The sequence below is a fragment of the Faecalibacterium sp. AF27-11BH genome, assembly GCF_003603005.1.
Taxonomy (GTDB): Bacteria; Bacillota; Clostridia; order Oscillospirales; family Ruminococcaceae; genus Faecalibacterium; species Faecalibacterium taiwanense.
This window is the reverse complement of record NZ_QVGS01000002.1, coordinates 95,944-114,071: the sequence shown is the minus strand read 5'-3', so window position 1 is coordinate 114,071 and position 18,128 is coordinate 95,944. Positions and strand designations below refer to the sequence as shown.

Below are 18,128 nucleotides of genomic sequence, written 5' to 3'. Positions count from 1 at the left end.
GCGGGCTTTGCCGAATTACTCTTTCACAGAAGAGGCTGCAGCGGCAATCTTCATCTCAGCCGGAAAATCGCCGCAAGAAAAAGCAGCAGCTTTCCCTTATAAATACGTATACGGGTCCCGGTTTTCAGTGCTCACCAGCACGTCCAGCTCCGGCAGGGCGGCGCGCAGCTTTGCAGCCACGGCGGCAGTCACCGGAAATTCGGTGGCGTAGTGGCCCGCCGCAATGAGCGAAAGGCCCAGCCGCTTGGCATCGATGGCGTGGTGGTGGTTGGCTTCACCGGTCAGCAGGCAGTCCGCGCCCATAGCAATGGCATCTGCAAACAGGCTTCCGCCCGCACCGCTGATGACCGCCAAGCGCTTGACCGGCTTACCCGCATCCACAAACTTCACCTGCACCGCCGGGCCGTTCTTCGGCTGGTTGCAGCGCGCAGCAAGCTCCTGCTGTGCCTTGCGGGCAAGCTCCGGAACCGCGATTTCTTCAATGGCTCCCACACGGCCGCAGCCCTCGGCAAAGGTTTCCATATTCTTCATGTCAAAGATGCCTGCCAGCACTTCGTTCACGCCGCCCTCGGCAGCATCCAGATTGGTGTGCATACAGATGGCAGAAATGCCCGCCTGCACCAGCTGGAAAGGCACATCCTGCGGGCCGATCTTTTTGAGCGGATCAAAAATGACCGGGTGGTGGGACACGATCATCTCACACTGCTTTGCGGCGGCTTCGGCCACCACCTCGGGGGTGATGTCCAGTGCTGCCAGCACCCGGTGCATCTGCCCGCCGCAGTCCACCAGCAAGCCGGGATTGTCCCAGCTTTCGGCCAGTTCCAGCGGCGCGATGGCCTGCATTGCTTCGTATACCTGATTAACTGTTATCATATCTTCACCATCCTCGCCCTCTCCGTCATTGCTTACGCAATGCCACCTCTCCCATGGTGAGAGGCCTTGGCATTCCATGCAGCGTTCATCATTTTGCCAAAGGCTCTCCCTTTGGGAGAGCTGGACGCGAAGCGGCCTGAGAGGGCAAGCCAGCTAATAAACTATCGATTTCCTGCGCCAGTTCGCTGCCATCCGGCACGCCAAGGCGCATCCGGGGCAGCTTTGCCTTCTGCCAGTCGGCGTAGCCTTTTCCCTCGGGCCACTCTCCCGTACTGCCAAACAGGCACTCGGCAAAGGTGGGCGCATACACCCTGCCGGTGTACTCCGCCGCCATCACCGCGTACCAGCGGCCCGCCGCCTGCACCGGGCGGTCGGCTGCAAAGGAGAAGCCATGCTCCCACAACCAGCGGCGCAGCGCGTCGTGGCGGGTGGCCGGGATCATGATGATCCGCGGCCCTCCCACGGTGAACACCCACGGGGCTTTCTCTAAAATTTCCCAAGTGGTCTGGGCGGAAACGCCCGCCAGCACGATGCTGCCTACTTCGTTCTCCGTAAGCACAGAAAGACCGTCGCCAAGCCGAAGCTCAGCGCGGTCTTTACAGCCTGCATGTTCCAGCGTCTGCTCTGCCTTTGCCAGCGGGCCGGGCCGCAGGTCGGCACCGATCACCTTCGGGTATTTTCCCGAAGCCGCCAGCACCGCCGTCAGCTTGCCGTGGTCGCAGCCGATGTCTGCCACCGGCTCTCCCGGCCGCACAAGCTCTGCAGCGGCAGCCAGACGCGCATCCAGTGTGGGCAGCAATTTATGCCTTCTTTGCGGCCAGATGCTCGTTCAGCTTCTCGATCAGCTCATCGCAGTCCACGCCGTGGACAGCACAGGCCTCCTCGATGCTCTCGCCGCGGGATGCAGGGCAGCCCAGGCAGTGCATGCCGATCTCCATGAAGTAGGGAGCGGTGGTCTGGTCCATATCCAGGATATCGCCGATGATGGTCTCGCGGGTCACCTGCTTTGCGTCCTTGTGTTCTTCCTTCTTGAGCATATTGAAAATATCAAACATGATGGTTTTCCTTTCCTGTTGGGTAAAATCACGGCATCACCTACCGTTCTTCTATACTATACCCTAAACCGGTACTGTTTTTCAAGTATCTGCTGGGATTTTCAGCGTTTACTGGTAATTCTTATCCAGCGAGAAGCCGCGCCCGCTCACCTCGGTCACATGGCTCACGATCATAAAGCAGGTGGGGTCGATGGCATGGGCCAGCTTTTCCAGCTTCGGCAGCTGGCGGTTGCTCACGATGCTCAGCAGCACCTGCTCCGGCTCGTGACTGTAGCCTCCCTCGCCATGCAGCACGGTCACACCGCGGTCCAGCTGGGTGAAGATGGCCTCGCGGATATCATCGGCGTGCTGGCTGATGATCTTTACCTCGGTGCGGGTAGTGCCGAAGATGAGCACCTTGTCCAGCACCACTGTATACACGATCACCATCACGATGCCGTACAGACACTGCTGCAGCGGGCTGAACGCCGCCTGCATGCAAAGGATGAGCATATCGAACACCAGCATACTGGCCGACACCGGGATGTGGAAATATTTGTTCAGCACCAGCGGAGGGATGTCCATGCCGCCGGTGGATGCGCCTGCCCGGATGGTGATGCCCAGCGAAATGCCTACGCCGAGGCCTGCAAAAATGGTGTTGAGCACCAGATCATCGGTGAGCACAAAGCCTGTGAACACCCGCTCCCACAGGGCCAGAAACAGGGGGCTGAGCACGGTGCTGGCAATGGTGGTGATGGCAAAGCGCCGCCCCAGCAGCACCCAGCCCACCGTAAGCATGGTCATGTTGATGACGAACAGCACACCGGACACCGGCAGTCCCAATGCACGGTTGATGCCCAGTGCGATGCCGGTGGCACCGCCGGTGATCAGGCCTGACGGCACAAGAAACAGCACCACCGTGAGCGCATACAGTGCATTGCCCGCGATGATGGACAGCGAATTGAATGCGATCTGCTGCTCATATGAAAGCTTTATCATCTTTTGTCCCTCATTCTTGAATTTCTTTCTTCTATGATAACGAAAAAATCCGCATTTATCAAGCGTTTCGCCCATAAATGCGGAATAATCCCGGAATAAATTACATTTTGTTGTTTACTGCGCAGAGGTTTCCTGCACCGGTTCTTCGTCCTCCAGCAGACGCAGACCGGCGGTATCCGTCACCGGCAGCGAGAACACGATCGCGCCCGCCTTTGGCCCGGCACCGTCCATGATGGCTTTCATGATGCGGTTCTTTTCCGGCGTGCGGGCCACGATGAGCACCAGCTCTTTTTCATTCACCAGCTCCACGCCAAGGAACTGGGCTGCGCCTTCCATGCCGGTACCCTTGGCGTGGATCACCGTGCCACCGCCGGCACCTGCTGCGCGGGCGGCATCCATAATGGTGCCGGTGTGGCCCTGATTGGCGATTACCAGCAGCAGTTCGTAACGGGTATCCTTCAAGGTGCTCTCCTCCTTCAATGTCAGCGGCTGGTGCTGGGTGAGGAACATCAGCGCCCTTCTGCCGCCGATGCTGCTCAGCGGCACCGTGAATGCAATGCCGGTGCCCGGCACGTCGATGCGCATTTTGCGGCGCAGGTCTGTCCGGACGGCCTTCCATATATCCTCTGTCACCACCGCCAGCAGCACGGCCTTCTCGGTCTTTTCCAGACCCAGCGTGGCCAGCGTTTCCCGCACCGCTGTGCCGCTGCCCACCGTGCGCAGGTTCACATCCACGCCGCGCTGCTCATACAGCTGCAAAAAGGCATCGGTGGAGCGGCGGTCGGTGATGGTCACCATCAAAAACAACGAACTCATGCCGAGCCCTCCTTACAGTTCAATGATATCATCGTCCGGCAGACCGGCAAAGGCCGCACCCATGGCCGCAGGCTGCAGCCGCCGGGCCTTGCGGGTGCGCAGCTGTGCCACAAGGCCCATCAGCTGCACCGTAATGAGCGGGGTCATGGCCACCATGGCCACCACGCCGAAAGCGTCGGTGACGATATTGCCGCCCACGGCCACGCAGGCACCCTGTGCCAGCGGCAGCAGGAAGGTGGCCGTCATGGGGCCGGATGCCACGCCGCCCGCGTCAAATGCAATGGCGGTGAACAGCTTTGGCACCACAAAGGAGATGCCGATGGCAAACACATAGCCCGGCACGAGGAACCACAGGATGGAAACGCCGGTGAGCACCCGCACCATGGCAAGGCCCACCGAGATGGAAACGCCTGCCGAGAGTGCCATGCCCATGGCCTTGGCCGAAATGGCACCGTCGGTCACCTCTTCCACCTGTTTGTTCAGCACATAGACGGCCGGCTCGGCCTTGACGATGAAGTAACCGATGAGCATTCCAATGGGAATGATGATCCAGCGGAAGCTCTGCCCGGCCAGCACCTGACCCAGATAATTACCGGCGGGCATAAAGCCCACATTTGCGCCGGTGAGGAACAGCACAAGGCCCACGTAGGTATACGCAAGACCCACCGCAATGCGGCCCAGCGACAGGCGGTCCATGTGCAGAGCCACAAATTGAAAAATGCCGAACATCACGATGATGGGCAGCAGCGAGACAGCGATCTCTTCCAGATACGTAGGCAGGCTGACATGGAACAGCTGCCACAGCTCCACCGAGTCGCTCACCTCCGGCAGCACCGGCGGGATATAGGTGCTGTCCGAGGCGCGGAACACGATGCCCAGAATGAGCACTGCCAGAATGGGGCCGATGGAGCACATGGCCACCAGACCAAAGCTGTCGTCCGCCGCATGGCGGTCGCCGCGGATAGCTGACACACCCACGCCCAGTGCCATGATGAAGGGCACCGTCATGGGGCCGGTGGTCACGCCGCCGGAATCAAAAGCCACAGCAAGAAATTCCTTGGGCACAAACGCCGCCAGAAGAAAGATCATGCCGTAGAAAAGCACCAGCAGCTTTGGCAGCGAGATGCCAATGAGCATACGCAGGAAGGCAAACACCAGAAACAGGCCCACGCCCGCCGCCACCGATAAAATAAGGGTGCGGTTCGGGATGGAGGGCACCTGATTTGCCAGCACCTGCAGGTCCGGCTCCGAAATGGTGATGAGGAAGCCCAGCAGAAAGCCGATGCCCAAGATCACCGGCAGCTTCCGGCTTTTGGTGATCACCGCACCCACGCGCTCGCCCATGGGGGTCATGCTCATCTCCGCGCCCAGTGTGAAGAACATGATGCCCACCACGATCATGGCGGCCCCCAGCAAAAAGCACAGCAGGATGCTGGGCGACACCGGCGCAATGGTAAAGCAGAGCACCAGCACGATGGCTGCAATGGGCAGCACTGCCTGCAGCGCTTCCAATAGTTTTTCCCGCAGTTTCGGGAGGGATGCTTTCAGGATAGCGTCCACCGCCTTTCGCCGTTTTATATCCAGTTTGTACAAATCATAAACAAGTATATGAATAGTATACAAGGCAAAAGCCGCCCCGTCAACAAACGGAGCGGCAAAGATCGGCAAAGACGCAAAAGCTTTACAGTTTCTTCCAAGTTTGTCTTTATTTCGTCAGATCTCCTGCTTTGCCAGCACGTCCGAGGTGGGGGTCTGGAACACCGGGATATTGGCATAGGGGTCAGCCACTTCTTCTGCAGGCAGGCTCTTCATGTAGGCATCCATGCTCTCGGCCACCTTCTTGGCCACAGCTACCGCCTCCACCACGGTGCGTGCGCCCATCACGGCATCACCGCCGGCAAATACGCCCTCGCGGGTGGTGCTGCCGTCCTCGCTGACGGTGAGCAGACCCTTCTGGTTGGTCTCGATGCCGGTAGTGGTCTTGACGAGGTTGCTCTCCGAGCCCTGGCTGACCGACACGATCACGCCGGTGTGGGGGTAGAAAATCTCACTGCCCTCCACCTGAGTGAACCTGCCATCTTCGCCCTTGACGGTATCGCGGCAGATCAGGCCGTTCTCGCGGATCTCCACCGGTGCTTTGCAGAAGCGGAAGCCCACGCCCTCCAGCTTTGCATAGCTCACCTCGTACTCGGAAGCACTGATGCAGCTCTCGTCGCGGCGGGCATAGCAGGTGACGTGGCGGGCACCGTTGCGGATGGCGGTGCGGGCGCAGTCCATGGCAGAGTTGCCCACGCCGATCACGGCAATATCATCGCCCAGACGGAACGCCTTGGAGTTTGCCAGATAGTCGATGCCAAAGGCTACATTTCCCAAAGTTTCGCCCTTGATATGCATAGCGTTGGCCTTCCACAGACCGGCACCGATGAACACGCTCTTGTAGCCGTCGCGGAACAGATCATCGATGGTGATGGTCTTGCCGATGGTGGTGTTGGGCCGCACCTTGATGCCCTTCAGCTCCAGATGGCGGTACTGGAAATCGTCCAGCACGCTGTCCGGCAGGCGGTAGTTGGGGATGCCGTAGCGCATGACGCCGCCGATCTTATCGCGGGCATCAAAGATGGTCACATCGTAGCCCCAGCGTGCCAGCAGCACCGCAATGGTCAGGCCCGCCGGGCCGGAGCCAACGACTGCCGCCTTCATGCCGTTTTTGGGGGCAGGGCCGGCGGTCATTTTGTTGGCGTAGGTCGTGGAAATGTAGTCCTCAATAATGGAGAAGTGCACCGGGTCGTGGCTGGGCATCCGGTTGCGCACACAGTGGCCCTCGCACTGGTTCTCGTGGTTGCACACCAACGCACAAACGGTGGTCAGCGGGTTATTCTCAAACAGCATTCTGCCAGCTTCGTCCATCTGGTTTGCCTTGAGCAGCCGAATGACCTCCGGGATGTTGGTGTGGATGGGGCAGCCCTGCTGGCACAGCGGCTTTTTGCAGCCCAGACAGCGGTTGGCTTCGTCCAGAACGTGAAGTGCCATGAAGTTTCCTCCTTATTGCGTGCGGTTTTCTGATTCCATTCTCATTTTGTTGTATCCAACATTGCATTGCTTTAATCATACACCACAAACCGTCCGGACACAAGTGTTTCTGCATAAATTTTTTTCGATTATTTTTTGTCAATTCGTCAAAAAGATAATTTTTTGACGATATACTCCCCCCATCGGCCCGGGCACCCGGCGGCACAGTGCGCCAAAATCGCTGGCTCCTGCCTGTGCCGCCGCCATGCGGGCGCAGTCTGCATTTTCTTTTTCCAGCTTTGCCAGCGAATGGCTCACCGGCAGGGCCGTATTTTTGAGCATCGGCAAAGCTTCCCGCCGGGCTCCCAGCAAATGCAGATAGGGCGGCAGGGCAGGCACGGTATCTGCCGTATAGCCCAGCGCCGCATCCATGGCAAGGCGGCGCATCCGCGCCCGGGGGTAACGCACAGTGGTCAGCGCGTCCAGCAGCTGGGGCAGGCCGGTGCAGCTGCGCACGGCGTTCTCCAACCGGTGGTCCAACCCCTCGGAAACGCCCCGCACTGCGGCAAAAGGTTCCGGTCGTGCACAGGCCGCCCGCAGCAGAGCCAGCTCACACCGGCCCGCAGCGGCATGATCCGTATACATTCCGTCGATTTCCGCTTTTTTATACAGTTCCAGTGCTTTTTCCGGCACATAAGGAGTCAGCGCATCCGCGCCCTGCTCTGCCCAGAGGGCGCGCAGCGCGCTGGCGCTGGCAAACTGTGTGTGGCCGCTTTCGGCAAGGGCCTGCCCGTGGCCCGCCCCCACGCGGGGCAGCGGCACCGGGGTCATGGGTGCCTCCTGTTCCAGAATGGCCTTGCAGTATTCCACTGCCAGATTGTTGTTGGGCTTATCCAACAGCGCAGCCAGTGCCGTGCCAGGGCAGAGCGCTTCCACCGCCGCTTGCCGCGCCGCCGCAAAGCTGCGGGCACCGGCTGCAAGCTGGCGCTTCAGCTCGGTGCGGTAGGCTGCGCTGTTCAGTACCCGGGCAACTTCCATCAGCAGGGCTGCGTCCGGCGTCTCTGCCCCGAACACCAGTGCATCGCACCCGGCGGCGGCAAGGATGCGCACCCCCGCCCGGGCAAAAGCCTCTGCCCCCGCACAGGCACAGGGCGCAGGCAGCGCAAATATCAGATCTGCCCCGCACTGCAGGGCGGCCTGCACCCGCACCGCTTCCGGCAGTAGCGGCAGTGCGCCGCGCTGGGTCAGCCCGCAGCTCATGGCCACCGCCACATGCTGTGCTCCCAGCGCTTTTGCCTGCGCCAACTGCCATGCATGGCCGTTGTGAAAGGGGTCGTACTCTGCAATGATACCGGCAAATTTCATAGATAAGCTCCTCTGCAGGGCTGCTGCGCCCTCGGAAAGATTGTTAAATTTATATCGTATATACAGAAAACTGCAGTGGTTTTGCGCATTTGTGGGCAGGATGTACAAAAACCTTGTACACAAGCTTTACCGCTTTGCCCGGGTTGCGGCTTGAAAAGCCGCCCACCCTATTATATAATAAACACAGGAATCTGTAAAATTCTGTCCTCAGGTTTAAAAAGAGGGCAGACCAAAAACATACAGGAGGCAACACAGATGAAAGTTCTGGTTATTAACTGCGGCTCTTCTTCCCTGAAGTATCAGCTGATCGATATGGACGGCGAGAAGGTGCTGTGCAAGGGCCTGTGCGAGCGCATTGGCATGGAAAGCAGCATGATCACCCATGAGGCAAACGGCCACAAGGCCACCACGCCCGCCATCTTCCCCACCCACACCGAGGCTTTTGCCGAGGTCGTGAAGAAGATGACCACCGGCGAAGGCAAGTGCATCAACGACGTCAGCGAGATCGATGCCATCGGTCACCGTGTCGTGCACGGCGGCGAGAAGTTCAAGGAGAGCTGCCTGATCACCGACGAGGTCATCGAGACCATCCGCGAGCTGAGCCCTCTGGCTCCCCTGCACAACCCCGCCGGCATTCTGGGCATCGAGGCCGCACGCAAGGTGTTCGGCAACATCCCCATGGTGGCTGTGTTCGATACCGCTTTCCACAGCACCATGCCTCCGAAGGCTTATATGTACGCCATTCCGTATGAGTACTATGAGAAGTACGGCGTGCGCCGCTACGGCTTCCACGGCACCAGCCACAAGTACGTTGCGCACAAGGCTGCCGAGTATCTGGAAGAGCCCATTGAGCGCCTGAAGCTGATCACCTGCCATCTGGGCAACGGTTCCTCCATTGCCGCTGTGGATCAGGGCAAGGTCGTGGACACCTCCATGGGCATGACCCCGCTGGCCGGCCTGATGATGGGCACCCGCTGCGGCGACCTGGACCCCTCTGTGGTCAACTACTTGAAGTACACCTTGAACATCACCGGCCACGAGCTGGACGAGATCCTGAACAAGAAGTCCGGCCTGCTGGGCATCTCCGGTGTTTCCAGCGACAAGCGTGACGTGGAAGAGGCAGCTGCTGCCGGCAACAAGCGCGCACAGCTGGCTTCCGACATGCTGAACTACCAGATCAAGAAGACCGTTGGCGCTTACATCGCTGCAATGGGCGGCGTGGATGCCATCGTCTTCACCGGCGGCATCGGCGAGCACGATGCAATTGCCCGTGCAAAGGTCTGCCACCACATGGATTGGCTGGGCATCCGCATCGATACCGAGAAGAACAAGCACCCCGTGGGCGATGTGTGCGAGATCACTGCCTGGGGCGCAAAGGTGCGCACTCTGGTCATCGCTACCGACGAGGAGCTGATGATCGCCCGCGACACCAAGGAAGTCATTGAGAAGTAACCGTTTTCCAAAGGGCTTTGCAGGGGCTGCTGCACGGAATGTGCGGCAGCCCCTTTTTCATCTTCCGGCAGTTATTTTACCCAAATCAGCCCTGTCGGATTGTGCTATCTATACAAATAACAAGGCGAATGGTTGTTTTTTGGTTGACAAATTTCAAAAAGAACGGTACAATAGAAAAGTCCTCAATTGGAGGACGTCCATTCATTCAAGCCCCTGGTAAGCTTACTGATCAGCGCGATGGTCCCAAAACCAAAGGTATGGTTACAATCCTTCCGTGGGCAAGAACTAACTAAAGAGGAGATACTACTATGTTTGAAGACAAGACTCTGGTCTGCAAGGACTGCGGTAAGGAATTTGTTTGGACTGCTGGTGAGCAGGAGTTCTACGCATCTCGCGGCTTCGAGAATCAGCCCCAGCGCTGCAAGCCCTGCCGTGACGCCCGCAAGAACGGCGGCGCACGCAGCAACAGCGGTGAGCGTCAGATGTTCGATGCTGTCTGCGCAGCTTGCGGCAAGGCTTGCAAGGTTCCCTTCCAGCCCCGTGAGGACCGTCCGGTCTACTGCTCTGACTGCTTCGCTCGCATGAAGCAGAACTAAGCGCTGATTTTTATTTAAATCGGTAACAAAAGGCCCGCTGTCGAAAGGCAGCGGGCCTTTTTGTATTCAGAGCTTCTCCAGTCTGATTACGCAGCCATAACGGAGGAAGTCTTTCACACCAGCGGCGCAATAAACTTGAGCAGGATGCCCGCCAGATGCAGCAGCTTTTTGCCCTGCCAGATGCTTTCTTTCGTCTGCTCCACCCTGCGGCACCGGGTGAGCGTATCCTGAAAATCCGCTTCCATGTTGGCAATGCAGTCGGTGCCGCGCATCCAGACCGCGTTTTCAAAGTGATGGTACAGGCTGCGGTAGTCCAGATTGATGGTGCCTGCCACGGCTTCCACACCGTCGGCGATCACGATCTTCGCATGGGTAAAGCCGGGCTGCCACTCGCTGATCTTCACACCCGAAGAAATCAGCGCCTTGTAGTGGGTCTTGGCCAGTGCATAAACGAACCACTTATCCGGCTTGCCGGGCAGGATCAGGTGCACATCCACACCGCGCTCTGCCGCAAAGCGCAGGGCCGTTTCCAGCTCGCCGTCTAAAATCAGATACGGCGTGATGATGTGCACATACTTCCGGGCGCGGTTGAGCATATCCATGTACACCATTTCGCCCACCCGCTCACCGTCCAGCGGGCAGTCTCCGTAGGGCACCACAAAGCCCTTGGCGTTTGCTGCCGCCGGGATGGGATCGGACAGGAACTGCTCAAACTCTGGCTGGCGCAGGATGCTCCACATCTGCAAAAACAGTGCCGTCATGGAGCGCACGCCTTCGCCTTCCAGCATCAGGGCCGAGTCCTTCCAGCGGCCATACTTTTCTATGTGGTTGATGTACTCATCTGCCAGATTCACGCCGCCGGTAAAGCCCACCTGGCCATCAATGACCAGAATTTTGCGGTGGTCGCGGTAGTTGTAGTGAGTGGAAACAAAAGGCGTGACCGGCGAGAACACCTTGCACTGGATGCCCAGCGCTTCCAGCCGGCTGGGGTAATCCCGCGGCAGGGTGGAAAACTCGCAGGTGCCATCATACATCACCCGCACATCCACCCCCTGCGCCGCCTTGCGGGCCAGCACTTCCAGAATGCGGCCCCACATCAGGCCTTCATCCACGATGAAATATTCCAGAAAGATGTATTTTTTTGCCGTTTCCAGCTGGCGCAGCATTTCATCGAACATAGCTTCGCCGCCGTTGAAGTAGGTGGCCACCGTGTCGGCATAGACCGGAAAGCCGCCGCCCTTGCCCCGCAGATACCGTGCCAGCGGCATCGCTTCGGGTGCCTGCGCCTGCAAAAGCTCCACGGTCTGCTCATTCTGCGGCAGCTGGGCGCGGGTCTGGCCCTCCAGATCCAGCAGGCGGCGCTTCAGGGCATTGTGGCCCACATCACTTTTGGTGTACCAGAACAGCGGCACGCCCAGCACCGGCATCAGCGCTGTGACCACCAGCCATGTAATGCGCACGCTGTTGTCCATGTCCTGATTGAGCAGATAGACCATCATTGCCGCTGTTACCAGCAGGGTGCCGCCAAAATAATGCGGCAGCAGCTCGCCGAACCACTGCAGCAGGCTGAACAGCGCGAACGCCTGTAAAAGCAGCAGAACCAGCACTAGGCCAAAACGACTGAAAATAGCGTGTACCACGCCCTTCTGTCCCCGTTTGAGCAGGCGGATGCCGCCATCCTCAAACACCCGGACCTTGTCCTTCATATTTTGCTGAAATTGTTTTTTTTTGCATGGCATTTTCCCTTATCTCACACATTTGCAGCCCTGGGGCTGTAAAAATGTGCCGGTTTGTGTTATGATGTACAGGAACAAGCCCGCCCGGCGCTGTGTCCCGGACAGGCAGCTTTGCACCTATTATAATCCATTCCTGCCCTTTTTTCCACCCAAAGCGGCAGGATGATGCAGGAGGGATCCCTATGAATAATCTGATCATTGGCATTGCAGGCGGTTCCGGCAGCGGCAAGACCACCCTTGCTCTGCGGCTGAAGGAGCGTTTTGGCGAGGATGAAGTGCGCCTGATCTCCCACGACAGCTATTACAAGCGCCACGACGAGCTGCCCTTTGAGGAGCGCTGCAAGCTGAACTACGACCACCCGGATGCTTTTGACAACGCCTTGCTGATCTACCATCTGCAGGAGCTGAAGGCAGGCCGCGCCATCGACTGCCCGGTGTACGACTACTCCAACCACAACCGCAGCGACAAGGTGCAGCACATTGAGCCCGCACCGGTGCTGATCGTGGAAGGCATCCTGCCCTTTGTGGAGCCGGAGCTGTGCGCCCTGTTCGACTACAAGATCTATGTGGACACCGACGCCGACGAGCGCATCCTGCGCCGTCTGGTGCGGGATGTGAAGGAGCGGGGCCGCAGTCTGGACAGCGTGATCAATCAGTACCTGACCACCGTCAAGCCTATGCACGAAGCCTTTGTGGAACCCAGCAAGCGCAACGCAGACATCATTGTGCCCAACGGCGGCGAGAACACCGCTGCGGTGGAGATGCTGGCCCATCACATCCGCAACCTGATCGAGAAGGCCAATATGATGTAACGTCTTTACGATTTAAATGCCCTCCGCATTCGCTCTGGGCATATTCAGCGGAAATCTTATTTTTAGTTTCATCATGCACGCAAAAGGAGCCACTGCACAGGTTGTGCAATGGCTCCTTTTCTTTTTGTTTTAGTGGATAGAGGTACGCACCAGTGCGCGCTTGAGGCGTGCCTGAGCCAGCTCGTAGTCCCGCTTGTCGAGGTTCTTCTGCGCAAGGATCTCCTCCGCGCGCTTCTTGGAAGCCTCGGCGCGGGCCTGATCGATCTCCTCGGCCCACTCCCATGTGGTGGCGACCAGACGCACTTCGCCATCCAGCACGCTCAGCAGCCCGCCCATGCAGGCGGCGCGGCGGCGCTGGCCCTCGGCATCCACGATATGGGCTTCGCCCATGCCCAGCGCGGTGCAGTAATCCCCGTGTTTGGCAAGGATGGCCAGATCGCCGTCAATGGCGCGGCAGACGATGCGCTCGGCCTGCCCGTCAAAGGCGCAGCCGTCCGGCGTGACCACCGTCAGATGAAAGGTCGTCATGGTTTACCCTTTCTTCGCTTTTGCGAACACGTCATCGATGGTGCCCGCGAACAGGAATGCGCTCTCGGGCAGCTCGTCGCACTCGCCGTTCAGGATCATCTTGAAGCCGCGCAGGGTCTCCTTGAGCGGCACATACTGGCCGGGCATACCGGTGAACTGCTCTGCCACGTGGAAGCTCTGGCTCAGGAAGCGCTGCACCTTGCGGGCGCGGCTGACCGTGCGCTTGTCTTCCTCGCTCAGCTCGTCCATGCCCATGATGGCAATGATGTCCTGCAGCTCCTTGTAGCGCTGCAGCACCTTCTGGACGGCGCGGGCGATCTCGTAGTGCTCCTGACCCACGACCTCCGGGCTGAGGATGCGGCTGGTGGAATCCAGCGGGTCCACAGCGGGGTAGATGCCCTGCGAAGCAATGTCACGGCTCAGGACCGTGGTGGCATCCAGATGGGTAAAGGTGGTGGCAGGGGCCGGGTCGGTCAGGTCATCGGCGGGCACGTAGACGGCCTGCACCGAGGTGATGGAACCCTTGCGGGTGGAGGTGATGCGCTCCTGCAGAGCGCCCATCTCGGTGGCCAGCGTGGGCTGGTAGCCGACGGCAGAGGGCATACGGCCCAGCAGTGCGGACACCTCAGAGCCTGCCTGGGTGAAGCGGAAGATGTTATCGATGAAGAGCAGCACATCCTGATTCTTCACATCGCGGAAATACTCTGCCATGGTCAGGCCGGACAGTGCCACGCGCATACGGGCTCCTGGGGGTTCGTTCATCTGGCCATAGACCAGCGCAGTCTTGTTGATAACGCCGCTCTCGGTCATTTCGCCGTACAGGTCGTTGCCCTCACGGGTGCGCTCGCCAACGCCGGTGAACACCGAGTAGCCGTTGTGCTCGGTGGCGATGTTATAGATCAGTTCCTGGATCAGGACCGTCTTGCCGACGCCTGCACCGCCGAACAGACCGATCTTGCCGCCCTTTGCGTAGGGGCAGATCAGATCCACGACCTTGATGCCGGTCTCGAGGATCTCGGTGGTGGACTGCTGCTCCTCGTAGCTGGGAGCAGGGCGGTGGATGGGCCAGTAGGCCTCCGGGGCCGGGGCGGGCTTGTTGTCCACGGGCTCACCCAGCAGGTTGAACACGCGGCCCAGACACTGGTCGCCCACGGGCACTTTGATGGGTTCGCCGGTATCCACGGCTTCGGTGCCGCGCACCAGACCATCGGTGCTGTTCATTGCAATGCAGCGCACCACGTTATCGCCGGTGTGCTGTGCCACCTCGACCACCAGCTTTTCGCCGTGGTTGTCGATCTCGATGGCGTTGAGCAGCTCCGGCAGCTGGCCATCCTCAAACTGGATGTCCAGCACCGGGCCGATGACCTGGAGCACCTTGCCGATATGTTTTTCGGACATAGGCTACAACTCCTTTTTGATAGGTTTTAAATCTCCGCGCCGGCCACGATCTCGGTGATCTCCTGCGTGATGGCAGCCTGACGGGCACGGTTATAATACAGGTTCAAATGGTCGATCATCTCACCGGCGTTCTTGGTGGCGGCATCCATGGCAGTGCGGCGGGCGGCAAGCTCACTGGCTACGCTCTCGCACACGGCACCGTAGACGATGCCTGCCACATACTCCGGGATGATCGCGCTGAATACTTCCTCGCTGCTGGGCTTGTACAGGATCTGGCTGCGGCGGGCATCCGCCTTCTGCTGCTCGGTAGGTTCGATGGACAGCGGCAGCACCTCCATGGTGGCTGCGGTCTGGGTCATCATGGAATCGAACCGGGTGTAGCAGATCTTCACCGCATCGTACTCGCCCTTGAGATATCCTTCCGTGATCTGGCGGGACAGCTGGAAGCACTCGCCCACCGAGACATCTGCCGCCAGCAGCACCTCCTGCGTGAACAGGGGCACCTCGTGGTGGACGAAATACTCTGCCGAGCGCTTGCCGATGGGCAGCACCAGCACTTCGCCTTCTTCGGCCCCAGCCTGCTTGAGCACGTTGGAATTGTATCCACCGGCAAGGCCGCGGTCGCCTGCAATGACGATGAGCAGGGTGCGCTTCACTTCGTCACGGCGCAGGTAGGGGTTGCGGGCGCGGGGGTCGGCCGCGGCGATCTTGGTCAAAGTCTCATGCAGCGTTTCAAAGTAGGGGCGGCTGTGCTCCACCCGTTCCTTGGCGCGGCGCATTTTGGAGGAAGCCACCAGTTCCATTGCCTTGGTGATCTGCATGGTGCTCTCTACGCTTTTAATGCGCAGCTTGATGTCCTTCATGGAACCAGCCATGCGTTACGCCTCCTTCCTTAGTGCGCCTTGACGAAGCTGTCGGTATAGGCTGTGAGCACGCTCTTAAGCTGCTCCTCAGTGTCCTTATCCAGATTGCCGGTGGTGCGGATGGTCTCCATGACGGCGGCACCCGCAGCATTGTTGTCTAGATATTCGTACAGTCCCTTCTCATACTCGGCCACGTCCGGCACCTTGACCTTCACAAGGTGATCGTGAATGGTCGCATACAGGATGGCCACCTGCTTTTCCACAGGCACGGGAGCGGAGCGGTTCTGCTTGAGCACTTCCACAATGCGCTCGCCTTGTGCAAGGCGGGCCTTGGTGTCGGCATCCAGATCGGAACCGAACTGTGCAAAGCTCTGCAGCTCGCGGTACTGGGAATAGATCAGCTTCAGGGTACCGGCGACCTTCTTCATGGCCTTGATCTGGGCATTGCCGCCCACGCGGGACACCGAGATGCCGGGGTTGACTGCCGGCATGACACCGGAGTGGAACAGCTCCGTCTCCAGGAAGATCTGACCATCGGTGATGGAAATGACATTCGTGGGGATATAGGCGGAAACATCGCCCGCCTGCGTCTCGATGATGGGCAGAGCCGTCAGGCTGCCGCCGCCCAGCTCATTGGAGAGCTTGGCCGCGCGCTCCAGCAGACGGGAGTGCAGATAGAACACGTCGCCGGGGTAAGCCTCACGTCCCGGGGGACGGCGGATCAGCAGCGACAGTGCACGGTAGGCCACGGCGTGCTTGGACAGATCGTCGTAGATGATGAGGACGTGCTTGCCCTGATGCATGAAATATTCGCCCATGGCACAGCCGGAGTAGGGTGCGATATACTGCAGGGGCGAAAGCTCGGATGCCGTTGCGGACACCACAATGGTGTAGCCCATAGCACCGGCCTCAGTCAGGCTCTGCACAAGGTTTGCCACGGTAGAGCGCTTCTGACCGATGGCAACGTAAATGCAGATGACGTCCTTGCCCTTCTGGTTGATGATGGTATCGGAGGCGATGGTGGTCTTGCCGGTCTGGCGGTCGCCGATGATCAGCTCGCGCTGGCCGCGGCCAATGGGGATCATGGAGTCGATGGCCTTGATGCCGGTCTGCAGCGGCTCCTTGACCGGCTGACGGTCGATGATGCCGGGAGCGCGGCTTTCAATGGCGCGGAACTCGGTGGTCTCGATGGGGCCTGCACCGTCGATGGGCTGGCCCAGCGCGTTGACCACGCGGCCGATCATGGCTTCGCCCACCGGCACGGACACCACCTTGCCGGTGCGCTTGACAGTGCTGCCTTCCTTGATACCGACGTCGGAGCCCAGCAGAACGATGGAGACAGTGTTCTCCTCCAGATTCTGGGCCATGCCGTATTCGCCGTTATCAAACTGAAGCAGCTCACCTGCCATGCACTTTTCCAGACCACTGGCGCGGGCGATGCCGTCGCCCACCATAATGACCGTGCCGGTCTCGCTCTGCTCGATGGCATTTTCGTAATGCTTGATCTGCGCACGGATGATCTTGGAGATCTCTTCAGGTTTCAGTTGCATCTTTGTTTGTTCACCACTCAATTCTTAAAAATCTTTCGGGTGGAAATTCGATCACAGTGTCACGGAAGCAATGTCCCTGCGCAGGGCCGCCAGACGGTTCTGCACCGTGCCGTCCAGCTCGGTGCCTTCAATATCCAGCCGGATGCCGCCCAGCACTGCCGGATCGACCTTTGTTTTCAGGTCGATGGTCTTGCCGGTGAGTTTTTCCAGCTTTTCGTGCAGGCTCTTTGCCTGCTGCTCCGTCATTGCCACTGCAGTGGTCGCCGTTGCTTCCAGAATGCCGTGCGCCTGATTGTAGCGCACACGGTAAGCCCGTGCGCAGCCGGACAGCTCCCGCAGGGTGCCCTTCTCGCACAGGATCTTCAAAAAGTTCAGCACATAGAGGTGGACCTGATCCCGCAGTGCTTCATCCAGCAGGCCGCAGCGCTCTCTTTTCGGGATGCTGGGGGTGCTGAGCAGATGCAGGTAGTCCGGGTTTGCCTTAAAAAGCGCCACGGCTTCGTCCAGCTCACCCAGAATGCGGGCCTCCAGCCCTTCCTCCGCCGCCAGATCGTACAGGCTTCCGCCGTACATCCTTGCAGTCTCGGTCATGATGCTTCACCCACATTTTTGATAAATTCGTCGATCAGATTCTTGTGGTCCTTCTCGCTGATCTCACGCTCCACCACCTTGGAGGCGATCTCCATGGCGATGCCGCCGATCTCGTCCTTGACCTCGTTCACGGCCTTCTTGCGCTCCTGCGCAATGTCGGCTTCGGCCTTCTGCTTGAGGGCAGCAGCCTGTGCGCGGGCCTCGCCCACGATCTCTTCGCCGCGGGCGGTGGCCGTCTTCTGCGCATTGGCAACGATCTCGTTGGCCTCGGCGCGGGCATTCTGCAGGTTCTGCTCGTACTCTGCCTTCATGGCTTCGGCTTCAGTGCGCAGCTTGGTGGCATCGGCGATCTGGCTGTCTGCCTTCGCCTTGCGCTCTGCGATCACGTTTTTGACCGGATTCAGCAGGAACTTTTTGAAGATGAACAGCTGGATCATCAGGTTGCAGATCTGGGCCAGAAAGGTCCAGCCGTCCAGCGTGATCAACGCCTGGTACAGTTCCATAAG

18 protein-coding genes are annotated in these 18,128 nt (G+C 59.3%); 3 read left to right on the top strand and 15 right to left on the bottom strand.

Translation table 11 applies throughout. From position 1 onward, the window contains the following. Positions 1–96: 96 nt before the first annotated feature. The 8 genes from DWY76_RS03065 to DWY76_RS03030 form a co-directional block, all read right to left on the bottom strand. Positions 97–873: a Nif3-like dinuclear metal center hexameric protein gene (locus DWY76_RS03065; protein ID WP_120079776.1), complete on the bottom strand. Its 777-nt coding sequence runs from the start codon at positions 871–873 to the stop codon at positions 97–99. A gap of 88 nt (positions 874–961) precedes the next feature. Continuing rightward, positions 962–1,672: a class I SAM-dependent methyltransferase gene (locus DWY76_RS03060; RefSeq protein WP_120079774.1), complete on the bottom strand. Its 711-nt coding sequence runs from the start codon at positions 1,670–1,672 to the stop codon at positions 962–964. Position 1,673: 1 nt separating this feature from the next. Further along, complete coding sequence (locus DWY76_RS03055) at positions 1,674–1,928, bottom strand: DUF1858 domain-containing protein (RefSeq protein ID WP_005938058.1); 255 nt, start codon at positions 1,926–1,928, stop codon at positions 1,674–1,676. Between the two features lie 108 nt (positions 1,929–2,036). Beyond that, a complete protein-coding gene (locus tag DWY76_RS03050) occupies positions 2,037–2,906 on the bottom strand; it encodes a YitT family protein (protein ID WP_165852555.1) in 870 nt (289 codons plus the stop codon). Between the two features lie 114 nt (positions 2,907–3,020). Further along, the gene (locus DWY76_RS03045; protein WP_120079770.1) at positions 3,021–3,722 is read right to left on the bottom strand and encodes a P-II family nitrogen regulator; all 702 of its coding nucleotides are present in this window, start codon (positions 3,720–3,722) and stop codon (positions 3,021–3,023) included. Between the two features lie 12 nt (positions 3,723–3,734). Beyond that, on the bottom strand, positions 3,735–5,282 hold the full coding sequence (locus DWY76_RS03040; protein ID WP_120079768.1) for a DUF1538 domain-containing protein: 1,548 nt from the start codon (positions 5,280–5,282) through the stop codon (positions 3,735–3,737). Positions 5,283–5,435: 153 nt separating this feature from the next. Next, entirely contained in the window at positions 5,436–6,752 is a 1,317-nt protein-coding gene (locus DWY76_RS03035) for an NAD(P)-dependent oxidoreductase (protein WP_120079766.1), read from the bottom strand. A gap of 138 nt (positions 6,753–6,890) precedes the next feature. After that, the gene (locus DWY76_RS03030; protein ID WP_120079764.1) at positions 6,891–8,096 is read right to left on the bottom strand and encodes a nucleotidyltransferase family protein; all 1,206 of its coding nucleotides are present in this window, start codon (positions 8,094–8,096) and stop codon (positions 6,891–6,893) included. Positions 8,097–8,351: 255 nt separating this feature from the next. Here DWY76_RS03030 and DWY76_RS03025 point away from each other — a divergent pair, with 255 nt between their 5' ends. After that, entirely contained in the window at positions 8,352–9,548 is a 1,197-nt protein-coding gene (locus DWY76_RS03025; protein ID WP_097774388.1) for an acetate kinase, read from the top strand. A gap of 308 nt (positions 9,549–9,856) precedes the next feature. Beyond that, positions 9,857–10,144 carry a zinc-ribbon domain containing protein gene (locus DWY76_RS03020; protein ID WP_005921120.1) on the top strand — a complete coding sequence of 96 codons (288 nt, stop codon included), beginning with the start codon at positions 9,857–9,859 and terminating at the stop codon, positions 10,142–10,144. Positions 10,145–10,257: 113 nt separating this feature from the next. On the opposite strand, the gene DWY76_RS03015 is transcribed toward DWY76_RS03020, so the two are convergent. After that, the gene (locus DWY76_RS03015) at positions 10,258–11,850 is read right to left on the bottom strand and encodes a phospholipase D-like domain-containing protein (protein ID WP_120079762.1); all 1,593 of its coding nucleotides are present in this window, start codon (positions 11,848–11,850) and stop codon (positions 10,258–10,260) included. Positions 11,851–12,062: 212 nt separating this feature from the next. Between DWY76_RS03015 and udk the strand changes: the two genes are divergently transcribed. Continuing rightward, positions 12,063–12,692: a uridine kinase gene (gene udk, locus DWY76_RS03010; protein ID WP_097781254.1), complete on the top strand. Its 630-nt coding sequence runs from the start codon at positions 12,063–12,065 to the stop codon at positions 12,690–12,692. A gap of 129 nt (positions 12,693–12,821) precedes the next feature. Here udk and atpC read toward each other — a convergent pair whose 3' ends face one another. The 6 genes from atpC to atpF are packed head-to-tail and all read right to left on the bottom strand — an operon-like array spanning position 12,822 to position 18,125. Continuing rightward, positions 12,822–13,220, bottom strand: coding sequence for an ATP synthase F1 subunit epsilon (gene atpC, locus DWY76_RS03005; protein ID WP_005938085.1), 399 nt, complete (start codon positions 13,218–13,220; stop codon positions 12,822–12,824). A 3-nt stretch (positions 13,221–13,223) separates the two neighbouring features. Continuing rightward, positions 13,224–14,618, bottom strand: a complete 1,395-nt coding sequence (atpD, locus tag DWY76_RS03000; RefSeq protein WP_005938088.1) for a F0F1 ATP synthase subunit beta — start codon at positions 14,616–14,618, stop codon at positions 13,224–13,226. Positions 14,619–14,644: 26 nt separating this feature from the next. Further along, positions 14,645–15,493 (bottom strand): ATP synthase F1 subunit gamma, encoded by an 849-nt coding sequence (gene atpG, locus DWY76_RS02995; RefSeq protein ID WP_005938091.1) that lies wholly within the window; start codon positions 15,491–15,493, stop codon positions 14,645–14,647. A gap of 17 nt (positions 15,494–15,510) precedes the next feature. Then, on the bottom strand, positions 15,511–17,031 hold the full coding sequence (gene atpA, locus DWY76_RS02990; RefSeq protein ID WP_097774385.1) for a F0F1 ATP synthase subunit alpha: 1,521 nt from the start codon (positions 17,029–17,031) through the stop codon (positions 15,511–15,513). Between the two features lie 51 nt (positions 17,032–17,082). Then, positions 17,083–17,622 carry an ATP synthase F1 subunit delta gene (gene atpH, locus DWY76_RS02985; RefSeq protein ID WP_097781253.1) on the bottom strand — a complete coding sequence of 180 codons (540 nt, stop codon included), beginning with the start codon at positions 17,620–17,622 and terminating at the stop codon, positions 17,083–17,085. Continuing rightward, on the bottom strand, positions 17,619–18,125 hold the full coding sequence (atpF, locus tag DWY76_RS02980; RefSeq protein WP_120079760.1) for a F0F1 ATP synthase subunit B: 507 nt from the start codon (positions 18,123–18,125) through the stop codon (positions 17,619–17,621). Before atpF ends, atpH begins: the two co-directional genes overlap by 4 nt. Positions 18,126–18,128: the final 3 nt, after the last annotated feature.

Bases quoted from the DNA above. Each gene is read 5' to 3' on its own strand.
- DWY76_RS03065 (WP_120079776.1), bottom strand. From the start codon at position 873: ATGATAACAGTTAATCAGGTATACGAAGCAATGCAGGCCATCGCGCCG.
- DWY76_RS03055 (WP_005938058.1), bottom strand. From the start codon at position 1,928: ATGTTTGATATTTTCAATATGCTCAAGAAGGAAGAACACAAGGACGCA.
- DWY76_RS03050 (WP_165852555.1), bottom strand. From the start codon at position 2,906: ATGATAAAGCTTTCATATGAGCAGCAGATCGCATTCAATTCGCTGTCC.
- DWY76_RS03045 (WP_120079770.1), bottom strand. From the start codon at position 3,722: ATGAGTTCGTTGTTTTTGATGGTGACCATCACCGACCGCCGCTCCACC.
- DWY76_RS03035 (WP_120079766.1), bottom strand. From the start codon at position 6,752: ATGGCACTTCACGTTCTGGACGAAGCCAACCGCTGTCTGGGCTGCAAA.
- DWY76_RS03030 (WP_120079764.1), bottom strand. From the start codon at position 8,096: ATGAAATTTGCCGGTATCATTGCAGAGTACGACCCCTTTCACAACGGC.
- DWY76_RS03025 (WP_097774388.1), top strand. From the start codon at position 8,352: ATGAAAGTTCTGGTTATTAACTGCGGCTCTTCTTCCCTGAAGTATCAG.
- DWY76_RS03020 (WP_005921120.1), top strand. From the start codon at position 9,857: ATGTTTGAAGACAAGACTCTGGTCTGCAAGGACTGCGGTAAGGAATTT.
- DWY76_RS03015 (WP_120079762.1), bottom strand. From the start codon at position 11,850: ATGAAGGACAAGGTCCGGGTGTTTGAGGATGGCGGCATCCGCCTGCTC.
- udk (WP_097781254.1), top strand. From the start codon at position 12,063: ATGAATAATCTGATCATTGGCATTGCAGGCGGTTCCGGCAGCGGCAAG.
- atpC (WP_005938085.1), bottom strand. From the start codon at position 13,220: ATGACGACCTTTCATCTGACGGTGGTCACGCCGGACGGCTGCGCCTTT.
- atpD (WP_005938088.1), bottom strand. From the start codon at position 14,618: ATGTCCGAAAAACATATCGGCAAGGTGCTCCAGGTCATCGGCCCGGTG.
- atpG (WP_005938091.1), bottom strand. From the start codon at position 15,493: ATGGCTGGTTCCATGAAGGACATCAAGCTGCGCATTAAAAGCGTAGAG.
- atpA (WP_097774385.1), bottom strand. From the start codon at position 17,031: ATGCAACTGAAACCTGAAGAGATCTCCAAGATCATCCGTGCGCAGATC.
- atpH (WP_097781253.1), bottom strand. From the start codon at position 17,622: ATGACCGAGACTGCAAGGATGTACGGCGGAAGCCTGTACGATCTGGCG.
- atpF (WP_120079760.1), bottom strand. From the start codon at position 18,125: ATGGAACTGTACCAGGCGTTGATCACGCTGGACGGCTGGACCTTTCTG.